Below are 25,808 nucleotides of genomic sequence, written 5' to 3' on the forward strand. Positions count from 1 at the left end.
TTCTCTCTATCGGTCTGTCTATTCTTCCTGAAATCTGTTCTTTAGGGACGCAATCATCGCTTGCGCGGCAATGCTCAGATACAAAACTCCAATTTCATAGATAAAGTCGCGGTCGATTACGATAAAGTATTCTCTAACGTGTGTAAAAACCAGTTCCATCAAGTCCCTGTACAGTGGATCATCAAAGGGCTTGAACCGCGTAAACTTGCTTTTGGCAGCGTCCCATGTCATAGACGCTTCGCCCTCAGCACTGGTCATTGCCTCACAGAGAATCATGCTGATGCCCATTTTCCCGTTACCGGTCAGGAGTTCTCCTTCGTAATAGCTGAGTAGGTCTTTCTTGCGCCGAAGCGGAATCATATCGCAGTTGTCATCCAGCTCAAATGCAATCAGCTCCGCAATCAGTTCCCGCCAGACTGCATAACCGGCGTTTATGGTTCCGTCCTCTTCGCGGCTGATGGTATCGTCCATGCAGTATCGCTCAAAGAAATTATCTCCGTCAATCTCGTTGCGGGTGCAGAAGATATGCGCCAGCTCATGCAGAAGAATGTGTTTCAACTCTGCCGGATGACGCGCTATGTCTGTGCGCAGAAGGATTCCGTCCGCGCCGTCTCCTGTGCCGACGAATGCAGAGGCGTGAAAGTCAAAATAGCCGTCCTCTGTATATCGGTCTTCCAGCCGGTCAGGGAAATACTGCTTGCAGAACTGCTCAAAGACTTCCTGCTGGTTTTCCGTCTGAAAGCAGCACAGCACAAGGTTGTCCTCGCTGAACTCCGTTCTCAAGCGTTCGTTAAAGATGGAAGCAGCATAGAAAAGGGCTTCTTTATAGTCGTTGTTGTTCATCTAATTACTATCCTTCATCCTCATTCAGCCCTCCGGTCTGACATTTTTCAGGAAGTCAGAGTGCGGTACATACGGCAAGTTGAGCTGCCAGCCCATGCGGTTCAGCTCGTTGAGCTTGATCAGCATCAGGTTGATGTTTGTTCCCATTGCAGCAGAAAGCTGCACCACATCGTAGTCCTGCTTCATCAGGTCAATCAGCTCATCATCGTCAATGATCAGGTGGGAGGCAAACGCATTCGCCTCATATTCGTGTTTTGTGCGCATATCGAACAGCACGAACTCCGGGAGCGGTTCGTTTCCTTTGGCAAGATCACGGTGAAAGGTATCATGCCCGATCTCGTGACCGCAAACCATTTGCATGATCAGATACTCCATGCTGGAGTTCAGAAGAATATGCCGCTCTTTATGGCGGTAGGTGTACATTCCGAGCAGATCGTTCAGATTGTCAAGAAAATGGAGATGAATGCCCAGCTCACGGGCAATCTTCAAGGTATCTCTTGTTCCACAGCTTTTGACAATGCTGTTCGCCTTTTTGTATATTTCCTCGGAGCGAATTATCACGGGACCTTCACCCCTTTCATGTTGAAAACAGTCAAAGTAAATCCGTCAAGAAACCGAGACGTAGACAGTTATTCCTCTGCGTCCGTACTGGTCTTCTTGTATTTCTTCGGCGTGTATTTCTCAACATTCCGGGCTTTGGATTCCCAATATATATCCTGCAACGCCTTCATCACCGCATCCTTGTCCTGCTCAGACAGCGTACCGCCCGCAAACAAGCCGGACATCCCTTCAATCAGGTCCTTTGCCTGTTTCATGCCACGGGAGCCGTACTGCTCGGATGCCTGAACCACAAACTCTTCGTCCTCGGTCAGCAGATAGTTCACATCCACCTTGAAGTATTCCGCGATTTTTCTGTAAGCGTCCTTGGTACGGGGAAAGGAAATGCCGTTCTCGTACCGGGTAATCATACGTCTGTTGATTCCCAGTGCATCGGCTACTTCCTGCTGGGTCAGCTTCCGCTTCTCCCGTTCAGCCTTGAATTTCTCTCCAAACGTCATTTTGGTAATCACTCCTGTTCACAAAAAGTTTGCGACATCAAATTGCGCAAGTCTATTGACAAAGGCACTTGAAGTGCGTATAATAATGACTGAGTAATCCAACTACTCATAGTATATCCTGAATTGCTCATCCTGTCAAGGGGCATGAGTAGTTGTACACGAAAAAGTTACATCTTTTGAGCAGTTCAAATGGACAGGCATTTATGCTGCCGAAGATCATCCGTACTGACATACACCGGTATAAGGGAACAGGAGTGAGAAAAACGCAAATGGCTACACAGTACAGAAAAGCATACGTCCCGGTTACGCTGGATGTGGACAAGGAGGGGGCAATCCTCCCTCGCCTTATCTGGTGGGACAACGGTGTGATCTTTCAAATCGACCAGATTCTTTACAAATGCCGCGCCACATCCAAGAAGGTTGGGGGCGGAGGCATCCGTTACACAGTTCAGATTCGCGGAAAGGAGTCATTTCTTTTTCACGAAGGAGACAAGTGGTTCGTCGAAGCAAAGGAGGACAACTGCTCATGATTTTATCCCAGCGCCAACTTGAAGAAATTGCAGCCTCAACAACAAAGGACTTCAATCGGTTCTTTTTCGGGGATGAGGCGGACAAGCCCGACCGATCAGCTTTGCCAACACCCATTGATCAGTTTGCAAAGAATTATCTCGGTCTTCGCGTATCATTCGCCCGTCTCTCGCCGGATGGAAGCATCTGCGGTGTCACTGCCTATGCCGACACTGAGTACAAGATCACGGAGCTTGGCATTACGCGCACACTGGCTTTGAAGCGTAATCAGGTCATCTTGGACGAGAGCTTCATTCGATCCGGCAACGTGCAGCGGCTCTGCGCCAAGCGCAGATTTACCCTTGCCCACGAGTGCGCCCATCAGATTCTCTTCCAACTGGAATCGGAAGATGTAAAGGCATCCTGCGAAATGAGATATTCCGCACGGACAGCCTATACGCCGCGAGAGCTGAAAACCCGCGAGGACTGGAACGAGTGGCAAGCAAATGTCTTGGGCGCGGCGATCCTGCTTCCTCAGAAAGAGGTTGACCTGGCAATGCGTCGGTTTGAAGAAACGCCGCTGATCAATTACGAGGGGAGGTATTCGTATGGTGATCACTTAACGCTGCGTCTTTTCTGCCGGTTGTTCGGTGTCTCCAAGACAACGGCGTCTATCCGCCTTCGTCAGCTCGGCTACATGGTAGATCGTCCACTCTGTGAGTATGTTGACCCATTGGAGGTATGGTAATGAAGAGAGCATCCATTCGGGTTCAGGAACCGACGCCGGAGCTGACCGAAAAAATCCGCAGGGCAAGAGTTGCCATTTCCCAGCAGAAGCCCAGATACCTGAAATGTCCGTATTGTCAGCATAATGCCATTGCTGTCTACGAGGACACGAGAGGTCATGTAGAATCCAAGTGCAAGAAATGCGGACGGATCACAGTCTTTGATGTGCTGAACATGAGAAGACTGCGCCCGCGTAACAAGTAAGAATCAGAGGACAAGCCTCTGTTCTAAAATAAAATATATGTCATAGCTGAGCTGTGGAGCCGCCTGATAGGTGAAGTCATCCTAATGCCGCATGAGACAGAGTTTAATTGCTCTGTTTTATCGGCATGGGATTCAAACCTCACCGTCATGCGGCTCTTTTTCTGTCTTCACCCTTCCCGCTGCTCCCGCGCAGCGGAAAGGATGAACAATGAAAATCCCTAAAACCCCTATCGCGTTCGATTACGACCTCTGGACTACGGAGGACGGCAAGTGCATGGTGCGCGTGAAACGAACCGGCGAAGTTTCCGAGGTTGACCGCAAGGTTATGAGAATCCTTCGCGCAGAGGAAAAGCGGATCAGACGCTCGTATGGCTCTGACAGCACCTCCGAGGATGAGGACGGCGCAGAGAAAATTTCTGATACCGTGCTGTCCCTTGACGCTATACCGGAGGACGATGTGAAGTCCGCTGCATGGCTGGCAGACTCCCGCGACTGCATGGAGGAACTGATCACCGCCCTCAAAGAGAAGGAGCTTCTTTCCATTCTGACAGAGAAGCAGCGCGAATTGTATCTTGCGATGACCCGTGAAGGGCTGACTCTTCGAGAGTTTGCCCGGAAGAAAGGCATCGGCATCAGAGCTGCATTTGACCTCAAAGCAGCGGTGCAGAAAAAATTTCAAAAAATTTTTTGAGCGGTACTCAACAAACGGCAAAAAGATGTCCGTTGTAAAGTGAAAGGGTCAATCAGACCACTTCGCTGTTCCTTGAAAACTGAATAGTTCAGTGCTGCGGATCTTTCCGCTTCTGCGAAGCAACACAGCTTCCGACGCCAAGACCTCCCAAAAGGGAGTGAGCGACCTCCGGAGAGCTATAACAGCCGTGTGGTGCGGCTGCTTGCGACGATGCAGATGCCGGGTATAATGATACTTCCGTCTTTTCTTTGAAGGGGCGGCTCGGAGCGATCCTCGGAGGGGTGAGAGTCCCATGATACCGATTAACCGTTGGTAGTCCGCAGCATTCCCGGAACTGCAAAGTTCTTCTGGCAGGGGCGCGAGCTGCAAATATGCCGGACAACGAAACAAACCCAAAAGAAACTTACTATATAGTTTCAGGATGAAAACTATGTGGCAGAGTGTCTTCACAAGATGCTCTGCCATATCCTTTTGTCCTGAATATTTCCACGAAACAGGAGGTGCTTAGAATATGATGGGCATTGAAACAATGAAAAACGTCAGCCCGAAAACGGTTGACCGAAGCACACTCGTTCAGAGAAGCAGCGTCCGGCTTGATCCTGCGGCACCGCGAGAGGACAGACTGAGGGAGTTCATCAAGCAGATCAGAAATCCTTATTGTTATCTGGACGGGAAGACAGTGGTGAAGATCAGCTTCGCCGCGACGGACACGACAATGGAAGATTGTCTGGAACACTATCTGAGAGGTCTTTGATTTATGAACAGTCTGAATCTTTTCACCCGGTTCTATGGACAAGCGATTGAGCCTGTGGTATAATGAAATCGGTCAAAAAAAGATGAATACGGATTAAGCCGCTTGCCCGGATGGTCATGTGGCGTTTTCGTGTTTCTCTTCATAAGAGTTGAAGCAAGCCTTCGTCTTTCTGATTTGATGTACCACACCAAACAGAAAAACGGAGGTTATTTTTATGCCAGATAAGGTTTACCGCACGGCGATCTACTGCCGTCTGTCCCGTGAGGATGGAGACAAAGTAGAAAGCAACTCCATCGCCAGCCAGAGAGCCATCTGCGAGGACTACATTGCAAGGCACGATGATTTAGAGCTTGTCTGTGAGCCGTTTGTGGATGACGGTTACAGCGGCGTTTCCTTCAATCGTCCTCAGTTCAAAAAGCTGGAAGAGGCAATCCGCAAGGGTGCGCTTGACTGCATCGTGGTCAAGGATCTCAGCCGCTTCTCAAGAAACTACATCGACGGCGGACGCTACATTGAAAAGATTTTCCCGCAGCTCGGCATTCGCTTCATCGCAATCAATGATGCGTATGACAGTCTGACCGGTGATCCGCAGTCCGACTCCTTTGTCATCCCGTTCAAAAACCTGATTAACGATTCTTACTGCAAGGACATCTCTATGAAAATCCGAAGCAGTCTGGAAGTCAAGCAGAAGAGCGGTGAGTTCGTCGGCTCATTCGCGCCTTACGGCTACATGAAATCGCCGGAGAACAAGAATCAGCTCATCGTGGATGAAGCGGTCAGCGAATATGTGCAGATGATCTTTTCCATGTACAAGGACGGCTTCTCCATCGGACGTATTGCAAAGCGTCTGAACCAGATGGGCGTCCTGTCTCCAATGGAATACAAGCATTCCGCCGGTGTGAAGTTCGACACCGTCTTCAAGACCGGCGATACCGCAAAATGGACATACAAAGCCGTCCAGCGTATTCTCACCAACGAGGTTTATATCGGCGTTCTGGCTCAGGGCAAGCGCGGCACTCCCAACTACAAAGTCCGCGTCGTGAAAAGCAAGGATGAATCTGAGTGGGTCAAGGTTGAAAATGCGCATGAAGCTCTTGTGTCCTACGAGGACTTCATGGCAGTCAAGGTCATGATGCAAAGGGATATGCGCTGTTCACCCGATCAGAACGAGGCGCATCTGTTTTCCGGCTTCCTGTTCTGCGGAGACTGTCAGCAGCCAATGATCCGCAAGACCGTCCCGTCGAAGACGAAAAAGTATATCTACTATGTCTGCTCCACTAATAAGCACAGCCGGACGTGCAGCCCGCACAGCATCGCCGCAAAAGAGGTTGAGGAAAAGGTCTTCCGTGCCATTCATGACCAGATCGAGCTTGTCATCAATTTGGAACACGCGCTTGCGATGATAGAGCGGCTTCCGTCTCAAAGTCGCAAGGCTTTCAATTACGAAGCCCAGATTGCCAAAATCGAGGAAGAGATTGAGCGGTATCAAAAGCTCAAGCTGGGGCTTTACGAGAACTTCATCGGCGGCGTCATTGATAAGTCGGAATACTTCGAGTTCCGCAACAGCTACACCAAAATCATTGAAGACAAGCAGGACGCGCTTCTGCGTGTCAAAAAAGAAATGAAGCAGACGGTGACAACCGGCACGACTGAACGGAACTGGGTAACGCTTTTCAAGCAGTATGAAAACGTCGAAGAGCTGAACCGCCGGGTGCTAATGTCGCTGGTTGACCGCATTCTGATTCACGAAAACCATGCAATCGAAATCGTCTTCAAATACAAGGACGAATACCAGCAGACACTTGAATACGTTCTTGGTTATGCCGACGAACTGGATATTGCCGTATAAAGGAGGGATGAGCAAATGGCAAGAAAAAGCAGAAAGCAAATTGCGGTCGAAGAGCCGGTTATCGAATCTGTTTCTTCCGAGGTCTTCTCAACAGCCATCTATGCCCGTCTTTCCGTTGAAAACAGCGGCAAGTCCGAAAAGGTGGATGTCATCGCAAATCAGATTGAGATTTGCAAGTCCTACATTGCAGAGCGTCCCTATCTGAATCTGATAGATACCTATGTGGACAACGGACGAACGGGTACGGTTTTTGATAGACCGGAGTTCAACCGTCTGATGAACGACATCCGCACCGGCAGGATCAAGTGCCTTGTAGTTCGTGATCTCAGCCGGTTCGGGCGTGACTACATCGAGGCTGGAACCTATCTGGAACGGGTCTTTCCGCAGATCGGGCTTCGGTTTATCGCCATCAAAGAGAACTACGACAACTTTGATACGGACGGCTCCGGCGAAAGCCTCATCATCCCTCTGCAAAACATGATCAACACCCTTTACTCGAAGGACATCTCCCGCAAGGTTTCTACTGCGCTCAAAGCACAGATGGAAAGTGGAGAGTTCAAGAAGCGCAATCTCCCGTATGGTTATCGCTGGGATGAAGAACACAGCAATATGGTTTTCGATGAAGAAACCGCACCGATTGTCCGGAAGATTTTCCAATGGAAAATTGAAGGATTGTCCCTTCCTGCGATTGCAGACCGGCTTGATGCAATGAACGCGCCCAATCCGGAGTTTCAGAAGTATCAGGTCGGCGTCCGCACAGGCAATGCTACGGCAAAGAAGATTTGGAACAAATCTTCACTCACTACCATTCTGGATAATCCCCATTACGTCGGAGATACCGTTCTCGGACGGACGCTGAACGCCATCTATAAGGGCGTCAAGAATCAGCATATCGACCGCGAGGAATGGATTGTTTTTCCCAATACTCACGAGGCGATTATCTCCCGTGAGGACTTCCAGAAGGTACGAGAAATGCGGAACGCTGCTGCAAGGACAAGGGTTGAGAAGATGGAGCGCACGGAGGAAATTCGCGCTACACTCGTCAATCTTTTTGAAGACAGAATCGTCTGCGCAGACTGCGGCAGGAAGCTCTATTTCCATCGCAAGCGCGTTGACAAGCGCAAGGACGGAGCATGGTACGCCTTCTATGAGTGCAGTTCATCCGTCAAGCGCGGCAATCTCTGTACGCCGCACTATACGCGGCAGGATAAACTCGAAGCCGATGTGCTTGCGGCGATCCAGCTTCAAGTCAAGGCGGCTCTCAATTACGACAAGCTGCTTGCCAAGCTGAGAAACAGCGAAGGTGAACGCAGCATCCGCGATCAACAGAATGCGCTCATTACAAGCCTGAATCTGAAACTCAGCGGCATCTCCAAGAAACGCACCCGGCTCTATGAGGACTTCACGGAAGGCATTCTCGATGAAGAGGAATACACCTTTGCCAAGAAAGCCTACGATGAGCAGTATGCCGACCTTTCCCGGCGGTTGGATGAAGCGGTTCAGCGGAAAGTAAGATTTGCCGAGGCAATGTCCGAGGACAACAAGTGGCTCACGCTGATGAAATCCGTCAGCGGTACAACGATGCTCTCTCAGGAGTTGGTTGACGAGTCCGTAGAGCTTGTGAAAGTCCATGAGGACGGATCAATCGAGCTGGTCATGAAATACGGCGATATTTATGCTCTGACCGTTCAGAGTATCAAGGAAGTACAGGAGGCGATGTAAATGAGCAAGGAATACAACATCGGCATCTACATCCGCCTCTCAATGGCTGATGAGGATACCGGCTATGGCAGCAAGGCGGAAAGTGACAGCATCGGCAACCAGCGTATGCTCATCAACCGCTTTCTTGACAATCATCCGGATCTGTCTCACTGTCAGCGGTCTGAGTTTGCGGATGACGGTTATACCGGCACGAATTTTCACCGTCCTCAGTTCACGCAGATGATGGAGAAGGTCAAGCGCGGCGAGATTAACCTGATCTGCGTCAAAGACTTTTCCCGCTTTTCTCGTGACTACATTGAAACGGGAAACTATCTGGAATGCACTTTTCCATTCATGGGCGTCCGCTTTATTTCCATCAACGACGGCTATGACAGTGACGATTACAAAGGCACAACGGGCGGTCTGGAAGTGGTTATGCGCAGCATCATCTACGCCGCATACAGCAAAGACCTTTCCGTAAAGACCACATCGGCAAAAATCCAGATGATGAAGCAGGGCAAGTATGTCGGTGGCTACGCCCCATACGGCTACGTCCTGCATCCCACCATTCGGAACAAACTTGCCGTAGACCCGGAGGCGGCTGATGTGATCCGTCGTATTTTCCGCGAGGCGCTGGAAGGCAGCAACACCTCTCAGATCGCCCGCAGCCTGAATGATGACGGCATTCCGACGCCGGGGCAATACTTCAAGAGCAAGCATCCCGACAAGAAGAAGTTCAGTAACATGAGCGAGAAAATCAGTTGGGAAACCGTGATGGTCTACAACATCCTCAAAAACCTTGTTTACACCGGAACACTGGTCAGCCGCAAAATGAAGTCCTGCGGTGTCGGCTCAAAAAAGCGTGTTGTCAATGAGCCGATTATCGTAGAAGGTACGCATGAAGCTATTATCAGCAAGGAAGACTTTGAGCTTGCTCAGAAGGTCATTCGAGGCGGAGGTCGGAATCCCACGCGCAAGCAGCATGACTATCCGCTCAAGGGACTCGTCCGCTGCGGTAACTGTAAACGTGCTATGACACGCCGAAAGAACAAGGCTGGCATTCGATACTTCCAGTGCATTCACTCGGTCAACAACGGAAACACAGACTGCCCGGTTGGCAGGAGCTTTCCGGAAATGGATATTGAGAAGGTTGTCTTCCATGCCCTTACTCAGTTTCTTGCTTTGGCACAGAAGGAAGCAATACAGAACCGCGAAGTCGGTGATCTGCGGAAATCTGCCATCAAGGAATGTGCTGATAAAATCCGCACTCTGCAAAAGCAGAACGAGCAGCACAAGGCGTCCAAGCTGAGGCTCTACGAGAAGTATGCAGCCGGAAGCATCACGAAGGAGGCGTACATTCAGCAGAAGGCGGCAGCGGATGTGAAGATTGCTGAAAACGATGGAGTAATCCAGCGCAGTTACGAGCGGATGAAGGAGCTTGACTCCGAGACCGCCTGTTCAGATGAAAAGCTGGATGCGGTCTGCGAACAGTACGCCGACTGCAAAGCTCTGACCTATGAGCTGACCCACGCATTCATTTCTGCGGTCTACATTTACGATCTTGACAACATAGAAATCGTCTGGAAGTTCAAGGACTTCCTCACTACATCAGAAGGAGAAGCCAAATGAAAGTATTTCTTTATATCCGCGTTGCCTGTGCGGATCAGCTTGCGGCAGCAGACCAGCGGGAAGAGCTGGAACGCTATGCGAAGGACAAAGGCTATGAGGTGGCTGCTGCTGTGGCGGCAGACGGCATCTCCGGCGTCCATACGGAAGGTATCATGAACTTCCTGCTGAACGAAGCAAAGCGTCAGGACATCGGTACGATCCTCACCCGCGACACCTCGCGAATCAGCCGGGACACTTCCTCTTTCATGAGGTTTGAGCGAAAGTTCCGGGAGAACGGCATCCGGTTCGAGTATCTGTCCAAGCCTGACAACGAGCTTCCGGTCACTCCGATGATGGAGGCGTTTGAAGCGGCGTATAAGAAACGTCGCACAAAGAACGGCAAAAGAGCATAGAGAAAACTCAAGCCGTTCACGGGTGGTTGTCCACCTATGAACGGCTTGTAAATTCTCAAAATTTTTTTAGTCCCTACTTGACACAAGAAGATATGAGCCGATTCGGGCGCGACTATCTGCAAGTGGGTATGTATACGGATGTTCTTTTCCCGGAGTTTGGCGTACACTTTATCGCCGTCAATGACGGTGTTGACAGTACACGCGGAGAAAACGAGTTTACCGCTATCCGCAATGTATTTAACGAAATGTACGCCCGCGATACTTCCAAGAAGATCCGCGCCACATGGCAGAGCAAAGGAAAATCCGGCGAACATCTGACTACCATTCCCCCATACGGGTATATCAAAGACCCGGAGGACAAAAAGAAATGGATTGTCGATGAAGAAGCCGCAGCCGTTGTGCAAAAGATTTTCTCCCTCTGTGTTGACGGTTTGGGACCTACTCAAATTGCCAAGTGGCTGAAACAGCATCAGATTTTGAATCCTACTGCTTATGCTTATTCCAAAGGGCTACCAGCCAGCAACAAACCTACGGCTGATCCGTACAAATGGACAAATGAAACCGTTTCCCGCATTTTGGAGCGCGTGGACTATCTGGGACACACAGTAAACTTCAAGACAACGAAGCAATCCTACAAGAGCAAAAAGAAGCTCTGGAACGATCCTGCGGATTGGGTAATCTTTGAGAACACCCAGCCCGCGATCATTGAGGAAAGCGTATTTATCATTGTCCAGAATATCCGTAAATCCCGCCGCCGTCCTACCAAGATGGGTGATATGGGTATCTTCTCCGGGCTGCTCTATTGTGCAGAGTGCGGCGGCAAGATGTATCAATGCCGCGCCACCAATTTTACGGAGGAACAGAAATACTTTATCTGTTCTACCTACCGCAAGGGAAAAGATCTTTGCACAACACATTCCATCAAGAATGTGGTGCTGCATGAAATCGTGTTGAGAAATCTGCGCGAAGCCATACAGTATGTGAGCCAGCACGAAGCCGAGTTTATGCAGGAAGCGGCAGACATCAGTATGCGAGATCGTGACGCGGAATTTGCGCGGAAACGTGATACGCTTGCGAAAGCTGATAAACGCATTGCAGAGCTTGACCATATCATTTCCAAACTGTATGAGGACAATGTAATGGGTAAACTGTCCGATGACAGATTTATCAAACTGTCCCACGACTACGAGCTGGAACAGAGCAACTTAAAATCTATGGCAGAAGTTTTGCGCAAGGAGCTGAAACAGCAGGAGCAGCAGAAAACCAATGCCAAGGCATTTGTCGCAGCGGTGAAAAAGTACACGGATATGCAGGAGCTTGACGCGGCAGTTCTCCGTGAATTTATTGACCGCATCGAAGTGTCCCACGCAGACAAGAAATCCAAGACAAGGGAGATCACCATTGTCTATAACTTCATCGGTGCATTTGACTTTACACGGGCTATCGAAGAAGCCCGCAATACAACTGAAAAACAGCAAAAGACGGCATAGCCGTCAAGCTAAACCGTCTTTTGCTTCAATGTTTTCTTAAGTCACCGCCCCGTACGGGTGTCTTTCTTTTTGGAGCAGCACTTTTGCTCCGCAAAAGTGGTCGCCTGCGGGCGGGTGATTTAACACGCAAGGGAAACCCGACTAAGGTTCCCCTTGCATACATTTCCAGTGACGGATTGATCTTTGCAACTTACGACCATTACGCCACATTTGTCGAGATCGTTTGACAGAAAGGGATTTCGTTATGAATTACTATGGTTATATACCCATTACAACTGACCCCGTTGTCCTGCACCTGGATGGCTGTAAAGACTGGGGCGCATTGCACCGGCGCATCCGCAAGACATTTGGGTTTCCGGACTATTACGGGGAAAACTGGGATGCCATGTGGGATTGCCTGACGGATGTATTCTTGCAGCCGGTACAAAGGCACATTGTGGTGGAAGGATTTGACTCCATGCCCCGGGAGCTGCGGGAGTATGCCGCTCCGATGCGGGAAATCTTCGGTGACCTTCAGGAAAAATATCCGTGGGTCTCAGTAACATACCGTTGACTGCATGCACAACAATACCTGCGGACAGCCGCAAAAAAGGACCTCAAGAAAAATCTTGAAGTCCTTTTCCTTTTGGGGCGGGCTCAGCCGCCCTTGTACTTGCGCCGGGTGGCCAGGCCGCCGCGTATGTGGCGCTGGGCCTTGTTTTCCTCTAAAATGGCCTTTACCTGCAGGTAGAGACTGCGGTTGAACAGGGGCAGACGCTGGGAAATGTCCTTATGCACCGTAGACTTGCTGATGCCGAATTTCCGGGCGGCATCCCGCACGGTCCCCCGGCTCTCTATGATGTAAACGGCCTCCTCGCAGGCACGCTGCTCCATATTTCCCTTCATCGGCAACACTCCCAAGACTGAATGATACAGTCCATCCTATGTGTTTCCGCCCGATAATATGAGAGATATGCAGCAGAAACAGAAAGGGACGAAGCGTTTGCTTCGCCTGAGACTGTCGAAAAACCCTCCGGGTTTTTCCGACAAAAGGCTTGCAGTCTGCTGCGCGCATAATTTTGAGCCCTTGGCTCAAAATTCCACACTGGCAGCCCGAGTTGTATTTTCTCTCACGCACATGTCGCGAGAGAAAATGATTTTATTTCTTTGCCGCCTGCGGGCGGCAAACTCTGCGAGGCTTTTTTGACACGCTGCGGTGAAAAACCTTCGGCCTTTATACGCGCCGGTACTCTACATATTGAAAGCGCAGGCCCGCTTCCTCCTGAGGCTTTCCCACGGAGACGATCTGCCAATGGGGGTCCTTGTCCAGATTCGGGAAAAAGGCATCCGCCGGAACATCGGCAAAAACCTTGGTGACATAGACCCGGGTGCAGTAGGGCAGGAGCCGGGTATACACCTCCTGGCCGCCGATGACAAAGGCGTCACTGTCAGCCAGGGCCAGCAGCTCCTCCGGGGAGTGGACGGTTTCCGCCCGGTCCGGGGTGAGACTTTCCTGCCGGGTCAGCACCAGGTTGCGCCGATCCGGCAGACCCCGGCCGCCGGGGAGCGTCTCCAGGGTCTTGCGGCCCATGACCACCGTGTGACCGGTGGTGAGGGCCTTGAAGCGCTGCAGGTCGGCCCGGATGCGAAAGAGCAGCTGCCCGTCCCGACCGATGCCCCAGCTCTGACTTACGGCCACAATGGCTTGCATAGGCGTACCTCCTTAGATGGCCACAGGGATCTTGTCCTCAAAGGGCTGAGGGTCGTACCCCTCCAGGGAGAAGCTGTCCCGGGTGAACCGGTAAAAGTCGGTGACGGTGGGGTCTATGACGAATTTAGGCGCCGGACGGGGCTCCTTTTCCAGCATTTTTTGGATGATGGGCACATGGCGGTCATAGATATGGGCATCGGCAATGACATGGACCAGCTCCCCGGCCTTCAGACCCGACACCTGGGCCAGCATATGGACCAGCACCGCATACTGCACCACATTCCAGTTGTTGGCGGCCAGCATATCCTGGCTGCGCTGGTTCAAAATGGCATTGAGGGTGCGGCCGGAGACATTGAAGGTCATGGAGTAGGCGCAGGGGTAGAGGGCCATCTCGTGCAGGTCCTGAAAATTGTAAATATTCGTGAGGATGCGGCGGCTGGCAGGGTTGTGCTTCAGGTCGTAGAGCACCCGATCCACCTGATCCATGTCCCCCTCGGGGTAGTGGTGCTTTACGGAGAGCTGGTAGCCGTAGGCCTTGCCGATGGAGCCGTTTTCGTCGGCCCAGCTGTCCCAAATGTGGCCACGGAGGTCGTGAATATTATTGGACTTCTGCTGCCAGATCCACAGAAGCTCGTCGATACAGGTTTTGAAATAGGTGCGGCGGAGGGTCAGAATGGGGAACTCCTCCTGCAAATTATAGCGGTTTACAAGGCCGAACTTTTTCACCGTGTGGGCGGGGGTGCCGTCCTCCCAGTGAGGGCGCACGGCCAGGTCGGTATCCCAAACGCCGTTTTCCAGAATGTCGCGGCAGTTGGCCTTAAAAATCTCGTCGGCACGGCTCACAGGCAGGCCCTCCTTTTTATCTCTCTTTTTCCAGCTCGGCCACCACGCGCTTGGCGATGACCGGGTCGGACTCATAGTGGACATAGACGCCGTTTACCCGCTGGGTATCCTCGTCGCCCTTGCCGCCCAGCACCACCACGGAGCCTGCCGGGGCCTCCCGCAGGGCGCGCTCTACGGCGATGACACGGTCCGGCTCGATGATGACCTCCGCCTTTCCGTCCGCCGCGGCATGGGCAAGGCGGGTGTCGATGTCCCGGGGGTCCTCCAGGTCCGGGTCGTCGGCGGTGAAGAACACACGGTCGGCGTACCGGCCGCAGGCCTCGCCTACACCCTGAATACGGGCGGGGGAACGCTGGCCGGCCACGCCGATGACCACGGTGACGAACTTATCCGGGTAGTCTTTTTTCAGGGCCTTCAGCACCGCCTGGCAGCTGATGCCGTTGTGCATATAGTTGATGAAGATCTTCAGGCCCGCGCCCTCCATCACATCCGCCCGGCCCGGCACCACCAGGTGCTCCAGAGCGGCGGAGATAACGGCGGGGTCGCCGCCCATGTCACGGCCCACGGCAATGGCCGTGAGGGCATTCTCAATATTGAAAAGGCCGTCCATCCCCACCTTATAAATGTCCTGGCGGCCGGTGGCCTTTTCCGTGACGGTGAAGGCATAGCCCCGGGGGAGCTTCTGCACATCCGAGGCGGTATAGTCGCTCTCGCCGTCCTCGGCCATGCCCACCAAAAGGGTGCGCCCGGCCTTTTGAGCGGCGGCAAGCACATGGTCAAAATAGTCCGTGCTGCGGACGATGATGGCGGTGTCGGAATTTTCCAGCAGGGCTTCCTTGCACTTGAGGTAGTCCTCCATGGTGGGATGCTCATGGGCGGAGATGTGGTCGGGGCCGATGTCCAGGAAAATGCCGTAGCGGAAGTGCTGGCCGTAGGTGCGGTGGACCTGGTAGGCCTGGCTGCTGATCTCGGCGGTGACCACGGGCAGCTTGCGCTCTCGGGCCTCGGCAAAGAGCTGCTGCATTTCCAGAGACTCGGGGGTGGTCAGATGGGTGTAGGTCACCTCACCGCCCAGGTCATGCTCCATGCCGGAGAGAAGGCCGGTCTTTGTACCGGTCACAGCGTCCATAACGGAGCGGGTCATATAGGTGGTGGTGGTTTTCCCCTTGGTGCCGGTGATGCCCACCAGGGTAAAGGCACGGGAGGGGTAGTCATAGAACCACTGGGCGGCCAGGCTCTGTGCCTTGCGCACATCGCGGACCAAAATGGCGGGCAGATCGCTCTCCAGCTTCTCCTGGGCCAGGTAACACACGGCTCCGGCCTCCTGGGCCTTGGCCAGGTACTCGGGCTTAAAGCCGTAGCCCTTGCAGATGAACAGGTCACCGGGCTTGACGGTGCGGGAGTCATTGCTGATACCCAGAATGTCCACATTTCGGCCAATGCCCTGCAGCAACAGGCCGTCAGCACGCAAAACAGATTCCAATGCGGTTGTTTGCTTCATCATAGGAGCCTCCTTTTTTATCATTTGTATAGGGAAAATAATCAGGAAAAATGGATGGTCCAATCCTGCAGATTGTAAAACGGATCGGTGAGGGAGGGGGTGAGCCCCTCTATGGCTCCGGAGGTGGTGAGAATGGAGCTGCGGGCGAAGCAGATGGGCGCGATGGGCGTCTGCCGGCAGAAGGCCTCGTACAGCTTGGTCGAAGCGTCGGTGTGCCCGTCGCCTGTGGCGCTGCGCTCGGCAGTGAGCAGGGCGGCGAAATCGGCGTCGTTAAAGCGGCCGTAGTTGTTGGCGCCGGAGGTCGAGAGCAGGTCCGTCAGGTCCCAGTCGGCGGTCATTTTATACTCGCCGTAGTAGAGATCGAAGCGACCGCTTTTCAGCCGGGAGACAAAGTCGCTCCAGGGCACAGCCTCCACGGTAACACGCAGGGCGGAGGTGCTGAGGGCGGCGGCGATTTTCGCGGCGGCGCTCTGCTTATGGGCGTTCTCGGAATTCACCAGCAGGGTCACGGACACGGGCTCCGAGCCGCTGCCGAAGCCGGCGGCGGTGACGGCAGAGGTGAAGCTATCCGGGGAATAGACAGTGTCCAGACTCTTGGGATAGAGGGGGGAGGCGGGGTTCACCGGGAGCTGGGTCACCGTGCCGTGGCCCATGAGGAAGGAGCTGACGCAGCCGGCGCGGTCGATACCCAGGCTCACGGCCCGGCGCAGGTCGGCATTGTTGAAGGGGGCGCGGGTGGTATTGAAGCCCAGGTAGTGCAGAACGGTGGTGTCCGCATCGGTGAAGTCAGCGGAGGACACGGTGCCGGTGGAGGCGGTATTGGACAGGTCGCAGCGCAGCAGCTGCACCTCCCGGGCGTAAAAGGCGTAGGAAACGGTGTCGCTGTTTTTGCAGGTGTAGAGATTGACCCGGTCCATGGGGAGCTTCTGCTGCTGCCACCAGGCGGTGTTTGCGGTGAGATACGCTCCCTCAGAGCCGGAGGCGGCCACATAGGTGTAGCGCCCGGTGCCGGTGGGCACCAGCTGTCCCTCGGTGCCGGACTTTACAATGGGAATATCCAGCAGGGAGAGGAAGGAGGAATTGGGGCGGCTGAGACGGATGGTAAGGGTCTGAGAGCCGCTGGCGGAAATGGAGGAGACCTGGCTCAGCCGTCCGGCGTACCGGGCCGAGGACTGGGCCCGGCGCAGAGTGGCCACCGCATCCGAGGCGGTGAAGGCCGACCCGTCGGAAAAGGTGACACCGCTGCGCAGGGAAATGGTCCAGGTATAGCTGGCGGCGTCATAGCTCCAGGACTCGGCCAGAACCGGCTCCGGCTCCAGGGTCAGGCTCAGGCGCACCAGACCCTCGTAGAGAAGCTGGCCGATGTCCTGCTGGGTACCGTCCGCGCAGGTGACGGGGTCCAGGGTCAGGCCCTGGAGATAGGGCAGGGAAAAGGAGGAGATGGTGGTGCTTTTATTCTTCTCCTTTTGCTTATAGTAGTCGGCAAGCTCGTTATAAATTTCGTTGGAATCGGCATTGGCGTCGGTTCCGCTGCACCCCAGCAGGGACAGCAGCATACCCAGAGCCAGCAGCAGGGAAAGCAGGCGTTTTATCTTCATAGCGGGTCCTCCAGCGCCAGCAGGGCGATCTGCGCGCCCCGGGCATTGCCCACCTTGCGGTGGGACCAGTACAGGTCTTGGCGGCAGGCGGTGCAGTGGGAGCAAATGTCAATGTGACGCACGCCCAGGCTCTTCAGCCAGTGGGCGTTGATAGCCTTGAGGTCAATGTGCCACTTGGCACCCCGGCGGGTCAGGAAGGGATCGGCCTGGGCGCCCAGGGCGTCGTGCATGGCGGCGGGAACATCGTCGTCCGTTTCAAAGCAGCACGGGCCGATGGCCGGGCCCAAGGCACAGAGCAGGTCTCCCGGCTCCGTGCCGAAGGTATCGTGCATTTTCAAGGCAGTTTTGGCGACCAAGCCTGCTGCCACGCCCCGCCAGCCTGCGTGGACGGCCCCAATAGCCCGATGCACCGGGTCATAGAGCAGGATGGTGCCGCAGTCGGCGGAAAAGACCACCAGGGAAAGGCCGGGGGTGTCGGTGATGAGGGCGTCCACCTCCGTGTAGTCCCGAGGGCGGAGCAAGCCCTTTCCGGCGTCCTGCGCCGTGACAAGACGGATGTTTTCCGAGTGGGTCTGCTGGGTGAAAACAGTGCTCTCTACCGTCACCCCCACAGCGGCGCAGAACCGGCGATAGTTCTCCCGCACATTTTCGTCGCTGTCGCCCCGGCTGATGCCCAAGTTCAGACTGTCCCAGGGGGCGGGGCTGACGCCGCCTAACCGGGTGGAGAAGCCGTGACGCACCGGCGCACCGTCCAGCAGAGAGCTGGACAGCCACAGCAGGTCGTTATTTTGATGGGTGAGAAAGGACATGACGGGACTCCTTAAAAGGGGGAAGATGAGTGGGGGTACGGATTGCCACGGGCGCAGAGCGCCCTCGCAATGACACAGTAAGAAATGCGGTACAGGGTCCGGCGGGCGGACAGAGTCGTCCGCCCCTACGGATGGGCTGCAAGGGGTGCCTGCGGGGCGGGCCGATGCCTACATCGGCCCCTACGAATTATTGCTTATGCATTTCTGCCGCAGCAGTTCTTATACTTCTTGCCGCTGCCGCAGGGGTACGGATTGCCACAGCCAGTGTGCGCACTGGCTTCGCAATGACAGGGTATAGGCGAGATGGAATTTTTACGCGTTCCGTCCGCAGCAGTTCTTATATTTTTTGCCGGAGCCGCAGGGGCAGGGGTCGTTCCGCCCGATCTTCTGCACCCGGCGGGGCTGCTTTTTCACGGTGCCGTCGCCGCCGACGCTCTCGCCGGTGGCCTTGGCCACCCGCTCGCGTTTGATTTCCTCGTCCTTCTTGATGCGCACGGAGTAGAGCCGACGCACGGTTTCGGACTGGATGGCGGAGATCATCTCCTCGAACATATCCAGGGATTCCTTCTTGTAGGCGATGATGGGATCGGTCTGGGCATAGGCCCGCAGGCGGATGCCCTGGCGCAGGTCGGCCATGGCGTCGATGTGGTCCATCCAGTATTCATCCACCACCCGCAGCAGCACCACACGCTCCACCTCGCGCATGACGGGGGAGGTGAACGCCTGCTCCTTCTGCTCGTAGTAGGCGGCGGCCGCGGCGGTAAAGGCCTCGGTGACATCGGCGGCGGTCTTTTCCTTCAGCTCCTCTTCGGTAAAGCGGACGGTGAACTTGGGGAAGTACAGGCCCTCTACCTGACGCAGCAGCTCCCGGCAGGAGGCGGCATCCAGATGGTCGTTTCCGGCGAAATGCTCCGCCACCAGGTGGGAGATGGAGGTATTCATCATGTTCATGATGATGTTCTTCACATCCAGGCCGTCCAGCACCTGCTTGCGCTGGTCATAGATGATCTCCCGCTGCTTATTCATCACATCGTCGTATTCCAGCACGGACTTACGGGCCTGGAAGTTCCGGGACTCCACGGTGGTCTGAGCCTGCTCGATGGCCCGGGTGAGGAACTTCTGCTCGATGGGGGTATCCTCGTCAATATTCAGCCGCTCCATCATGTTGGTGACCCGCTCGCCGCCAAACAGACGCATGAGGTCATCCTCCAGGGAGATGTAAAACCGGGTCTCGCCGGGGTCCCCCTGACGGCCTGCACGGCCACGGAGCTGATTGTCGATACGGCGGGAGTCGTGGCGCTCGGTGCCGATGATGAACAGGCCGCCGGCCTGGCGCACCCGGTCCGCTTCGCCCGCGATCTCCTCCTTGTGCTGGCGGAGCTTCTCGGCAAAGAGCTTCCGGGCATTGAGAATTTCCTCGTCCTCGGTCTCGGCGTAGCCGGTGGCCTCGGCGATGAGCTCATCGGACATACCCGCCTTGCGCAGGTCCGTCTTGGCCAGGTACTCGGCGTTACCGCCCAGCATAATATCCGTACCACGGCCTGCCATGTTGGTGGCCACGGTGACGGCGCCGAATTTACCGGCCTGGGCCACGATCTCCGCTTCCTTCTCGTGGTTCTTGGCGTTCAAAAGATTGTGCTTGATGCCCTCCCGGGTCAGGAGCTTGCCCAGCAGTTCGTTTTTCTCGATGGAAACCGTACCCACCAGCACCGGCTGCCCCTTCTCGTGGCACGCCTTGATCTGCCGGATCACGGCCCGATACTTGCCGTTTTCGGTCTTATACACCGAGTCCTCATTATCGATACGGATAACGGGGCGGTTGGTGGGGATCTCCACGATGTCCAGCTTGTAGATGGTGGAGAATTCCTCCTCCTCCGTCAGGGCCGTACCGGTCATGCCGGAGAGCTTGTTATACAGGCGGAAATAGTTCTGGAAGGTGATGGTGGCCAGGGTCTTGCTCTCCCGCTGGACGGACACATGCTCCTTGGCCTCAATGGCCTGGTGCAGACCCTCGGAGTAGCGGCGGCCAAACATCAGGCGGCCCGTGAACTCGTCCACGATGATGATTTCCCCGTCCTTGACCACATAGTCCACATCCCGCTTCATGGTGCCGTGGGCCTTGATGGCCTGATTGATGTGGTGGGCAATGGTGCTGTTTTCGGGGTCGGAGAGGTTCTCCAGGCCGAAGAATTCCTCGGCCTTGGCGATGCCCCGGGCGGTGAGGGTGGCGGTTTTGGCCTTTTCATCAACCACATAGTCCGCGTCGATGGCAGGGTCCTCCTCGGCCTTGTCGTCGGTCTCGGTGACCACATATTTCTTGAGGCGGGCGGCAAACTGCTCAGCCTGGTCATAGAGCTGGGTGGACTTTTCCCCCATGCCGGAAATAATAAGGGGGGTACGGGCTTCATCGATGAGGATGGAGTCCACCTCGTCCACGATGGCGAAGTGGTGGCCCCGCTGGACCTGCTCGCTGGCGTAGAGGGCCATATTGTCACGCAGATAGTCAAAACCCATCTCGTTGTTGGTGCCGTAGGTGATGTCGGCGGCGTAGGCGGCCTGGCGCTGGGCCTTGGTCAGGTCGTGGATGATAAGGCCCACGGAAAGACCCAGGAAGCGGTGGACCTTGCCCATCCACTCCGAGTCACGCTTGGCCAGATAGTCGTTGACGGTGACGATGTGTACCCCCTGGCCGGTAAGGGCGTTGAGGTAGGCGGGGAGGGTGGCCACCAGGGTTTTACCTTCGCCGGTCTTCATCTCGGCGATGCGGCCCTGATGCAGCACAATGCCGCCGATAAGCTGCACCCGGTAGGGACGCAGCCCCAGCACCCGGTCCGCTGCCTCCCGGACGGTGGCGAAGGCCTCGGGGAGAATGTCGTCGGTGGTCTCCCCGTTTTGCAGCCGCTCCTTAAACTCGGCGGTCTTTGCCTGAAGCTGGGCATCGGTGAGGGCTTTATACTCCTCCTCCAGTGCCTCGATCTTGTCGGCAATGGGATAGATTTTTTTCAGCTCGTGGTCGCTGTATGTACCGAAAATCTTGGTAAGCAGGCCCATATCTAAAAACTTCCTTTCTATGCAGTAAGTGTTTGCAAATAGATACTAAAGTATACCACACTTTTATTCTATATGCAAACAATTATCCCGTTTTGGACGGATAATATAGAAGCCGGCACTGGTCTGCCTCACCGAAGCCCCGGCGGAGGGGGAGATGTTAATAAACCGTAAAAAATATTCAAATCGGGATGTAACTATTGTGTTTTGAATATTTTAATGTTATATTAAATAAAAAAAGAGATGCGGAGGGGCAGTCATGCAAAAGAAGATCTGCTACAAAAAGCTCTTTAAGCTGATGATCGACCGGGACCTGAAGGGCCACGACCTGCGGGAGAAGGCGGGCATCAGCCAGTCCACCTACTTCAAGCTCCAGCACGACCAGCCGGTATCTACCCAAATGCTGGTGCGCATCTGCTGCGCGCTGGACTGTCAGCTCTGGGACATTGCGGACCTGGTGGATAAAACGGACGATGTATAATAATTTATAATTAAAGGAAGGCGAGGAATCAAATTGTTGAGTAGATCCAAAGCAAAGCGAAAAGCACACATGGAAAAAACCCGCACCCTCCTTACGGAGAAAATAAGGGAGTCTCTGGTGTCGGTGCTGCCCATTATCATCATCGTGACGCTGCTGTGCCTGTTTTTGGTGCCCATGCAGCCCACGCTGCTGCTGACCTTCCTCATCGGCGCGCTGATGATCGTGGTGGGTATGGGCCTTTTCTCCCTGGGCGCGGAGCGGTCCATGACCATTATCGGAAACAAGATCGGTACGGCCCTGACCAAGACCAATAAGCTGCCGGTCATCCTGCTGGTGGCCTTTGCTCTGGGGGTGGCGGTGACGGTGGCGGAGCCGGACCTGCAGGTTCTGGCGGACACCGTGCCCAACATCGACAAGTCCGTTCTCCTGGCGGCGGTGGGCATCGGCGTGGGTTTTTTCATGGCGGTGTGCGTGGTGCGTATCCTCTACGGCATCAACCTGCGGTGGGTGCTGCTGGGGTGTTACATAGCCGTGTTTGCCCTGGCGACCTTTACGGACAGGGAATTCCTGTGCATTGCCTTTGACTCCGGCGGTGTGACCACGGGGCCCATGACGGTGCCGTTCATCCTGGCCCTGGGCGTAGGTATCTCCCATGTGCGAAGCGACCGTAAGGCGGAGGCCGACAGCTTCGGCCTGGTGGCCCTGTGCTCTATCGGGCCCATCCTCTCCGTGCTGCTGCTGGGCTTTTTCAGCAGCGGCAGCGGCGAGGCGGCGGCCATTACGCCGGTGCATTTTGACAGCACCACCGGCATCGGCACGGCCTTTATGCAGGAGCTGCCGGTGTATATGAAGGAGATGGCCATAGCCATGCTGCCCATTGTGGGCATCTTCCTGCTGTTCCAGCTGTTTGTGTTCCGCATGAATACGCGCAGCTTCGGCAAAATTTTCGTGGGTATCGTGTATACCTATGTGGGGCTGGTGCTGTTCCTTACGGGCGTGAATGTGGGCTTTTCCAACCTGGGTGCGGAGCTGGGCGCGGCACTGGTCAGCAGCTCTCTGGAGTGGCTGCTGATTCCCTTGGCGGCGCTGCTGGGCTGGTTCATCATCTCGGCAGAGCCTGCGGTGGCGGTGCTGGAAAAGCAGATCGAGGAGGTCAGCGCCGGCGCTATCCCCGGCAAGGCAATCAAGGTGAGCCTGTCGGTGGCCATTGCCCTGGCTATGGGCCTGGCCATGCTGCGGGTGGTGACGGGCGTCTCGCTGCTGTGGTTCCTGGTGCCGGGCTATACCATCGCCCTGGGCCTGTCGTTCTTCGTGCCGGATATTTACACGGCCATCGCCTTTGACTCCGGCGGCGTGGCCTCCGGCCCCATGACGGCGACCTTTATGCTGCAATTTATGATGGGCGTGAGCATCGCCCTGGGCGGCAATGTGCTCACCGATGCCTTCGGCATTGTGGCAATGGTGGCAATGATGCCGCTGCTGTCCATTCAGGTGGTGGGCTTTTACTACCAGCGCAAGGCCCGGAAGGTCACCCGGGAGCTGGAGAGCTATGGTGACTGCGATATTATTGAGCTGTGGGAGGAACCGGCATGAATTATGTAATTTCCATCGTTACGCCGGAGGCGCTGCCCCGGCTGGAGGAGCTGACGGAGGAGCTGGCGTTGCCGCTGAATGTCACGCTCCTGGGATATGGCACGGCCATCCAGAGTATGCTGGACTTCCTGGGCATTGAGTCCAACGAAAAGCGGGTGATGCTCTCGGCGGCCACAGAGGAAAAAACCAAGGCCTTTATTGAGGGCCAGCGGGAGCGCCTGCACCTGGGCGTGCCCGGCCACGGCATTGTCATTGCCGTACCCATGAAAAGCGTAGGAGGAGGTAAAACCATGGAATTTTTGAAAGGCGCGGAGGTCGGCTCGGGGAAATATAAGCCGGAGCTGAATTTTGCCTATGAGCTGATCGTGGTCATCGCCAGCCAGGGCCAGAGCGACCTGGTTATGGACGCAGCCCGGGCCGCCGGAGCCCGGGGCGGCACGGTGCTCCACGGAAAGGGCACCGGCGATGAGCAGGTGAAGAAGTTTTATAACATCACCATCGCCCAGGAGAAGGAAGTGGTGCTTATCGTGGCCCGGGCGGAGCAGAAGGCGGAGATCATGCGCTCCATTCTGGAAAAGGCCGGACCCGATTCCCCGGCCCAGTCCATTGCCTTTTCCCTGCCCACCACGGAGGTGGCCGGCTTCGGCTTCCGCCGGGAGACGGGGGACTGAGGTTGCGGAAAACCTCCGGGCTTTTCCGACAAAAGGCGCACAGTCTGCTGCGCGCATAATTTGTCCGTCTATGACGGACAAATTATGCACTGGCAGCCTGAGAGACATTTTGATATACTAAGAAACCCCGGAAACCATGTGTTTCCGGGGTTTTGAGCTTTTGAGTTGTAAATTTGCGTCCAATCAGCGCTTGCTGAACTGAGGTGCGCGACGGGCTGCTTTGAGGCCGTATTGAACCAGTTTTTTCTCCTTTTCTCTGTATTTTCAAGGGTTTCTGCGTTCTGTCTTGCTGTTTTCCCCTACGAGTTAACCCATCAATTAAGCCGATTCTTTTTCGCTATTTATGCTGAAAACTTGGTTTATTACCGGTGCCAGTTCCCAAGGCTTATTGTACTTCACCTTGGCGTAAATGTCCATACACATTGCGATGTCCTCCCGCATCGTGTATTCGTAGGTATGCTCAAGAATTTCAGACGGCTCCTGATGCAGTAGCCAGTCCCGGTATTTGTCCTGTTCGGCTTTCATTTTCTCGTAAAGTCGAGCATTGTGATCTGTTTCGCTCATAGCGAACACCTCCTTCAAAATAGAAATAGCCGCCTGATTTCTTTTGAAAACCAAGCGGCTATGTATGTGGTTTATTCTGCTGTTAAAACAAGGCGCAGGATGCAAAGCAGCGGGATCAATTCATATCGTTATTATCTTTAATGCCTTCGTTCATTTTTTTGATCTTCCTTTTCCACACAGAATACTGAGTTACCCAAGCAGCGAGGAAGATCGCTACGAATATACCTACATAAGACAGAATTCCACCGGTCGAATGGGGCATCCAGTTGGCAAAATAAGAGATGGGGAACATAATCACGCAAGCAATTGCAAAATAAACCCCGCTTTGCTTTGCAAGACTCCACGAATCGATCTCCCAAATAACCGAAGCCATTGCAAAGCCTGTGCCCATTATTCCGCTCAGGCCGGTTTGAATGAGAATCGCATTTAATTCGCTCCCCATTTTATTCACAAGCTCTGGATTGACCGGGTGGAAGAAACCATCCCCAATGCAGATTGAGATAATCACCGTAATGACATATCCGATTGCAATGCCAACAGGGAAACCAATTACACCTCGTCCAATCAGTTTTTTCTTCATTTTTGCCACCTCACATTCCTAACAGTTGTTTGATTTTGGCGACGGATCGCCGTGAAACATAAGTAACCGTACCGTTTGAAAGCGTGATGCAAATTGTCCCGACAAAGCTCAAATCAAAGCTCTTGACCTTTCTCAGATTGATAATATCCGAGTTTGATATTCGGACAAAAGTCTTGCTGTCAAGCCGTTGTTCCGCCTCGTATAGCCTCAGGCGGAGCGCATACTCGCCGTGATTCGTCTCGGCAAACACCTTACCTGATTCGGCAAAAACGCGGTAGATTTCAGACGCTTCCAGAACCTCGACCACATCCTCCCTGAATCCGGCAATGACCTGCGGTTGCTCGTCTGATAGTCTTTTTATGATTGCATTGACTTCATCGGTCATTTTGTCCGTTATCACGATGATTTTTGGCTCTTTGCATTTTTCGTCTATCTTGATTTCAATTTGCATCGATTCACCTCCTCGCTACGGTTACAGTATAGGAAAATCAAGAACCGATTTCTACTGATTCTCGATAGGTGGTTG

The 25,808-nt window shown here is 54.3% G+C and carries 27 protein-coding genes and 1 pseudogene; 14 read left to right on the forward strand and 14 right to left on the reverse strand.

Features of this window, described 5'->3' with window-relative positions; genetic code table 11:
• Window positions 1-18 precede the first annotated feature (18 nt).
• The 3 genes from KI236_RS10435 to KI236_RS10445 form a co-directional block, all read right to left on the reverse strand.
• Window positions 19-843 (reverse strand): hypothetical protein, encoded by an 825-nt coding sequence (locus tag KI236_RS10435; protein ID WP_212821648.1) that lies wholly within the window; start codon window positions 841-843, stop codon window positions 19-21.
• A gap of 24 nt (window positions 844-867) precedes the next feature.
• Window positions 868-1,332, reverse strand: coding sequence for an ImmA/IrrE family metallo-endopeptidase (locus KI236_RS10440; protein ID WP_228738147.1), 465 nt, complete (start codon window positions 1,330-1,332; stop codon window positions 868-870).
• Between the two features lie 140 nt (window positions 1,333-1,472).
• Window positions 1,473-1,901, reverse strand: a complete 429-nt coding sequence (locus KI236_RS10445; protein WP_212821650.1) for a helix-turn-helix domain-containing protein — start codon at window positions 1,899-1,901, stop codon at window positions 1,473-1,475.
• A 203-nt stretch (window positions 1,902-2,104) separates the two neighbouring features.
• On the opposite strand from KI236_RS10445, the gene KI236_RS10450 reads away from it, so the two are divergent.
• From KI236_RS10450 to KI236_RS10500, 11 genes are all read left to right on the forward strand, one after another.
• Window positions 2,105-2,431, forward strand: a complete 327-nt coding sequence (locus tag KI236_RS10450) for a hypothetical protein (protein WP_212821652.1) — start codon at window positions 2,105-2,107, stop codon at window positions 2,429-2,431.
• A complete protein-coding gene (locus KI236_RS10455; protein WP_212821654.1) occupies window positions 2,428-3,156 on the forward strand; it encodes an ImmA/IrrE family metallo-endopeptidase in 729 nt (242 codons plus the stop codon). Before KI236_RS10450 ends, KI236_RS10455 begins: the two co-directional genes overlap by 4 nt.
• Entirely contained in the window at window positions 3,156-3,398 is a 243-nt protein-coding gene (locus tag KI236_RS10460) for a hypothetical protein (protein WP_212821656.1), read from the forward strand. Before KI236_RS10455 ends, KI236_RS10460 begins: the two co-directional genes overlap by 1 nt.
• A 208-nt stretch (window positions 3,399-3,606) precedes the next feature.
• Window positions 3,607-4,089 (forward strand): hypothetical protein, encoded by a 483-nt coding sequence (locus tag KI236_RS10465; protein ID WP_212821658.1) that lies wholly within the window; start codon window positions 3,607-3,609, stop codon window positions 4,087-4,089.
• A gap of 511 nt (window positions 4,090-4,600) precedes the next feature.
• The gene (locus KI236_RS10470; protein ID WP_212821659.1) at window positions 4,601-4,843 is read left to right on the forward strand and encodes a DUF6870 family protein; all 243 of its coding nucleotides are present in this window, start codon (window positions 4,601-4,603) and stop codon (window positions 4,841-4,843) included.
• A gap of 214 nt (window positions 4,844-5,057) precedes the next feature.
• Window positions 5,058-6,692, forward strand: a complete 1,635-nt coding sequence (locus KI236_RS10475; protein ID WP_212821661.1) for a recombinase family protein — start codon at window positions 5,058-5,060, stop codon at window positions 6,690-6,692.
• Window positions 6,693-6,707: 15 nt separating this feature from the next.
• Window positions 6,708-8,414, forward strand: a complete 1,707-nt coding sequence (locus KI236_RS10480) for a recombinase family protein (RefSeq protein WP_212821663.1) — start codon at window positions 6,708-6,710, stop codon at window positions 8,412-8,414.
• Window positions 8,415-10,022: a recombinase family protein gene (locus KI236_RS10485; RefSeq protein WP_212821665.1), complete on the forward strand. Its 1,608-nt coding sequence runs from the start codon at window positions 8,415-8,417 to the stop codon at window positions 10,020-10,022.
• Complete coding sequence (locus KI236_RS10490; protein ID WP_005934733.1) at window positions 10,019-10,414, forward strand: recombinase family protein; 396 nt, start codon at window positions 10,019-10,021, stop codon at window positions 10,412-10,414. The genes KI236_RS10485 and KI236_RS10490 overlap by 4 nt, the downstream gene beginning before the upstream one ends.
• Before the next feature lie 92 nt (window positions 10,415-10,506).
• A complete protein-coding gene (locus KI236_RS10495) occupies window positions 10,507-11,904 on the forward strand; it encodes a recombinase family protein (RefSeq protein ID WP_212821667.1) in 1,398 nt (465 codons plus the stop codon).
• 244 nt (window positions 11,905-12,148) lie between these two features.
• Window positions 12,149-12,457, forward strand: coding sequence for a barstar family protein (locus KI236_RS10500; RefSeq protein ID WP_212821670.1), 309 nt, complete (start codon window positions 12,149-12,151; stop codon window positions 12,455-12,457).
• An 83-nt stretch (window positions 12,458-12,540) separates the two neighbouring features.
• Here KI236_RS10500 and KI236_RS10505 read toward each other — a convergent pair whose 3' ends face one another.
• The 8 genes from KI236_RS10505 to secA all read right to left on the reverse strand — a co-directional run bounded on the left by KI236_RS10505 (window position 12,541) and on the right by secA (window position 21,396).
• Window positions 12,541-12,789, reverse strand: a complete 249-nt coding sequence (locus tag KI236_RS10505; protein ID WP_212821672.1) for a sporulation transcriptional regulator SpoIIID — start codon at window positions 12,787-12,789, stop codon at window positions 12,541-12,543.
• A gap of 328 nt (window positions 12,790-13,117) precedes the next feature.
• On the reverse strand, window positions 13,118-13,594 hold the full coding sequence (locus KI236_RS10510) for a dihydrofolate reductase (RefSeq protein WP_212821674.1): 477 nt from the start codon (window positions 13,592-13,594) through the stop codon (window positions 13,118-13,120).
• A 12-nt stretch (window positions 13,595-13,606) separates the two neighbouring features.
• Window positions 13,607-14,437, reverse strand: a complete 831-nt coding sequence (gene thyA, locus KI236_RS10515; RefSeq protein ID WP_212821676.1) for a thymidylate synthase — start codon at window positions 14,435-14,437, stop codon at window positions 13,607-13,609.
• Between the two features lie 16 nt (window positions 14,438-14,453).
• Window positions 14,454-15,941, reverse strand: a complete 1,488-nt coding sequence (locus KI236_RS10520; RefSeq protein ID WP_212821678.1) for a Mur ligase family protein — start codon at window positions 15,939-15,941, stop codon at window positions 14,454-14,456.
• 38 nt (window positions 15,942-15,979) lie between these two features.
• Window positions 15,980-17,536, reverse strand: coding sequence for an ABC transporter substrate-binding protein (locus KI236_RS10525; protein WP_212821680.1), 1,557 nt, complete (start codon window positions 17,534-17,536; stop codon window positions 15,980-15,982).
• A complete protein-coding gene (gene pgeF / locus KI236_RS10530) occupies window positions 17,533-18,345 on the reverse strand; it encodes a peptidoglycan editing factor PgeF (protein ID WP_212821682.1) in 813 nt (270 codons plus the stop codon). The genes KI236_RS10525 and pgeF overlap by 4 nt, the downstream gene beginning before the upstream one ends.
• A gap of 194 nt (window positions 18,346-18,539) precedes the next feature.
• Window positions 18,540-18,686 (reverse strand): SEC-C metal-binding domain-containing protein, encoded by a 147-nt coding sequence (locus KI236_RS12360; protein ID WP_212822036.1) that lies wholly within the window; start codon window positions 18,684-18,686, stop codon window positions 18,540-18,542.
• Window positions 18,658-21,396: a preprotein translocase subunit SecA gene (secA, locus tag KI236_RS10540; RefSeq protein ID WP_212821684.1), complete on the reverse strand. Its 2,739-nt coding sequence runs from the start codon at window positions 21,394-21,396 to the stop codon at window positions 18,658-18,660. The genes KI236_RS12360 and secA overlap by 29 nt, the downstream gene beginning before the upstream one ends.
• Window positions 21,397-21,652: 256 nt before the next feature.
• Between secA and KI236_RS10545 the strand changes: the two genes are divergently transcribed.
• The 3 genes from KI236_RS10545 (at window position 21,653) to KI236_RS10555 (ending at window position 24,138) form a co-directional block, all read left to right on the forward strand.
• Window positions 21,653-21,874 (forward strand): helix-turn-helix domain-containing protein, encoded by a 222-nt coding sequence (locus KI236_RS10545; RefSeq protein ID WP_212821686.1) that lies wholly within the window; start codon window positions 21,653-21,655, stop codon window positions 21,872-21,874.
• Window positions 21,875-21,943: 69 nt separating this feature from the next.
• Complete coding sequence (locus KI236_RS10550; RefSeq protein ID WP_212821688.1) at window positions 21,944-23,467, forward strand: DUF1538 domain-containing protein; 1,524 nt, start codon at window positions 21,944-21,946, stop codon at window positions 23,465-23,467.
• A complete protein-coding gene (locus tag KI236_RS10555) occupies window positions 23,464-24,138 on the forward strand; it encodes a P-II family nitrogen regulator (RefSeq protein WP_212821690.1) in 675 nt (224 codons plus the stop codon). Before KI236_RS10550 ends, KI236_RS10555 begins: the two co-directional genes overlap by 4 nt.
• Before the next feature lie 363 nt (window positions 24,139-24,501).
• Here KI236_RS10555 and KI236_RS12180 read toward each other — a convergent pair.
• The 3 genes and pseudogenes from KI236_RS12180 to KI236_RS10570 form a co-directional block, all read right to left on the reverse strand.
• Window positions 24,502-24,702 (reverse strand): annotated as a pseudogene (locus tag KI236_RS12180) (DUF3848 domain-containing protein); the annotation flags it as partial.
• Between the two features lie 115 nt (window positions 24,703-24,817).
• Complete coding sequence (locus KI236_RS10565; protein WP_212821695.1) at window positions 24,818-25,282, reverse strand: DUF3021 domain-containing protein; 465 nt, start codon at window positions 25,280-25,282, stop codon at window positions 24,818-24,820.
• 10 nt (window positions 25,283-25,292) lie between these two features.
• The gene (locus KI236_RS10570; protein WP_212821697.1) at window positions 25,293-25,733 is read right to left on the reverse strand and encodes a LytTR family DNA-binding domain-containing protein; all 441 of its coding nucleotides are present in this window, start codon (window positions 25,731-25,733) and stop codon (window positions 25,293-25,295) included.
• Window positions 25,734-25,808: the final 75 nt, after the last annotated feature.

It is taken from the genome of Vescimonas fastidiosa (genome assembly GCF_018326305.1).
Taxonomy (GTDB): Bacteria; Bacillota; Clostridia; order Oscillospirales; family Oscillospiraceae; genus Vescimonas; species Vescimonas fastidiosa.

What these genes read in the sequence shown, in the direction of transcription:
- KI236_RS10465 (WP_212821658.1), top strand. Translation starts at nt 3,607, where the DNA reads ATGAAAATCCCTAAAACCCCTATCGCGTTCGATTACGACCTCTGGACT.
- KI236_RS10550 (WP_212821688.1), top strand. Translation starts at nt 21,944, where the DNA reads ATGGAAAAAACCCGCACCCTCCTTACGGAGAAAATAAGGGAGTCTCTG.
- KI236_RS10470 (WP_212821659.1), top strand. Translation starts at nt 4,601, where the DNA reads ATGATGGGCATTGAAACAATGAAAAACGTCAGCCCGAAAACGGTTGAC.
- KI236_RS10500 (WP_212821670.1), top strand. Translation starts at nt 12,149, where the DNA reads ATGAATTACTATGGTTATATACCCATTACAACTGACCCCGTTGTCCTG.
- KI236_RS10445 (WP_212821650.1), bottom strand. Translation starts at nt 1,901, where the DNA reads ATGACGTTTGGAGAGAAATTCAAGGCTGAACGGGAGAAGCGGAAGCTG.
- KI236_RS10520 (WP_212821678.1), bottom strand. Translation starts at nt 15,941, where the DNA reads ATGATGAAGCAAACAACCGCATTGGAATCTGTTTTGCGTGCTGACGGC.
- KI236_RS10495 (WP_212821667.1), top strand. Translation starts at nt 10,507, where the DNA reads ATGAGCCGATTCGGGCGCGACTATCTGCAAGTGGGTATGTATACGGAT.
- pgeF (WP_212821682.1), bottom strand. Translation starts at nt 18,345, where the DNA reads ATGTCCTTTCTCACCCATCAAAATAACGACCTGCTGTGGCTGTCCAGC.
- KI236_RS10545 (WP_212821686.1), top strand. Translation starts at nt 21,653, where the DNA reads ATGCAAAAGAAGATCTGCTACAAAAAGCTCTTTAAGCTGATGATCGAC.
- KI236_RS10565 (WP_212821695.1), bottom strand. Translation starts at nt 25,282, where the DNA reads ATGAAGAAAAAACTGATTGGACGAGGTGTAATTGGTTTCCCTGTTGGC.
- KI236_RS10510 (WP_212821674.1), bottom strand. Translation starts at nt 13,594, where the DNA reads ATGCAAGCCATTGTGGCCGTAAGTCAGAGCTGGGGCATCGGTCGGGAC.
- KI236_RS10435 (WP_212821648.1), bottom strand. Translation starts at nt 843, where the DNA reads ATGAACAACAACGACTATAAAGAAGCCCTTTTCTATGCTGCTTCCATC.
- KI236_RS10460 (WP_212821656.1), top strand. Translation starts at nt 3,156, where the DNA reads ATGAAGAGAGCATCCATTCGGGTTCAGGAACCGACGCCGGAGCTGACC.
- KI236_RS10475 (WP_212821661.1), top strand. Translation starts at nt 5,058, where the DNA reads ATGCCAGATAAGGTTTACCGCACGGCGATCTACTGCCGTCTGTCCCGT.
- secA (WP_212821684.1), bottom strand. Translation starts at nt 21,396, where the DNA reads ATGGGCCTGCTTACCAAGATTTTCGGTACATACAGCGACCACGAGCTG.
- KI236_RS10450 (WP_212821652.1), top strand. Translation starts at nt 2,105, where the DNA reads ATGCTGCCGAAGATCATCCGTACTGACATACACCGGTATAAGGGAACA.
- KI236_RS10455 (WP_212821654.1), top strand. Translation starts at nt 2,428, where the DNA reads ATGATTTTATCCCAGCGCCAACTTGAAGAAATTGCAGCCTCAACAACA.
- KI236_RS10485 (WP_212821665.1), top strand. Translation starts at nt 8,415, where the DNA reads ATGAGCAAGGAATACAACATCGGCATCTACATCCGCCTCTCAATGGCT.
- KI236_RS10570 (WP_212821697.1), bottom strand. Translation starts at nt 25,733, where the DNA reads ATGCAAATTGAAATCAAGATAGACGAAAAATGCAAAGAGCCAAAAATC.
- KI236_RS10490 (WP_005934733.1), top strand. Translation starts at nt 10,019, where the DNA reads ATGAAAGTATTTCTTTATATCCGCGTTGCCTGTGCGGATCAGCTTGCG.
- KI236_RS10555 (WP_212821690.1), top strand. Translation starts at nt 23,464, where the DNA reads ATGAATTATGTAATTTCCATCGTTACGCCGGAGGCGCTGCCCCGGCTG.
- KI236_RS10505 (WP_212821672.1), bottom strand. Translation starts at nt 12,789, where the DNA reads ATGAAGGGAAATATGGAGCAGCGTGCCTGCGAGGAGGCCGTTTACATC.
- KI236_RS10525 (WP_212821680.1), bottom strand. Translation starts at nt 17,536, where the DNA reads ATGAAGATAAAACGCCTGCTTTCCCTGCTGCTGGCTCTGGGTATGCTG.
- KI236_RS10480 (WP_212821663.1), top strand. Translation starts at nt 6,708, where the DNA reads ATGGCAAGAAAAAGCAGAAAGCAAATTGCGGTCGAAGAGCCGGTTATC.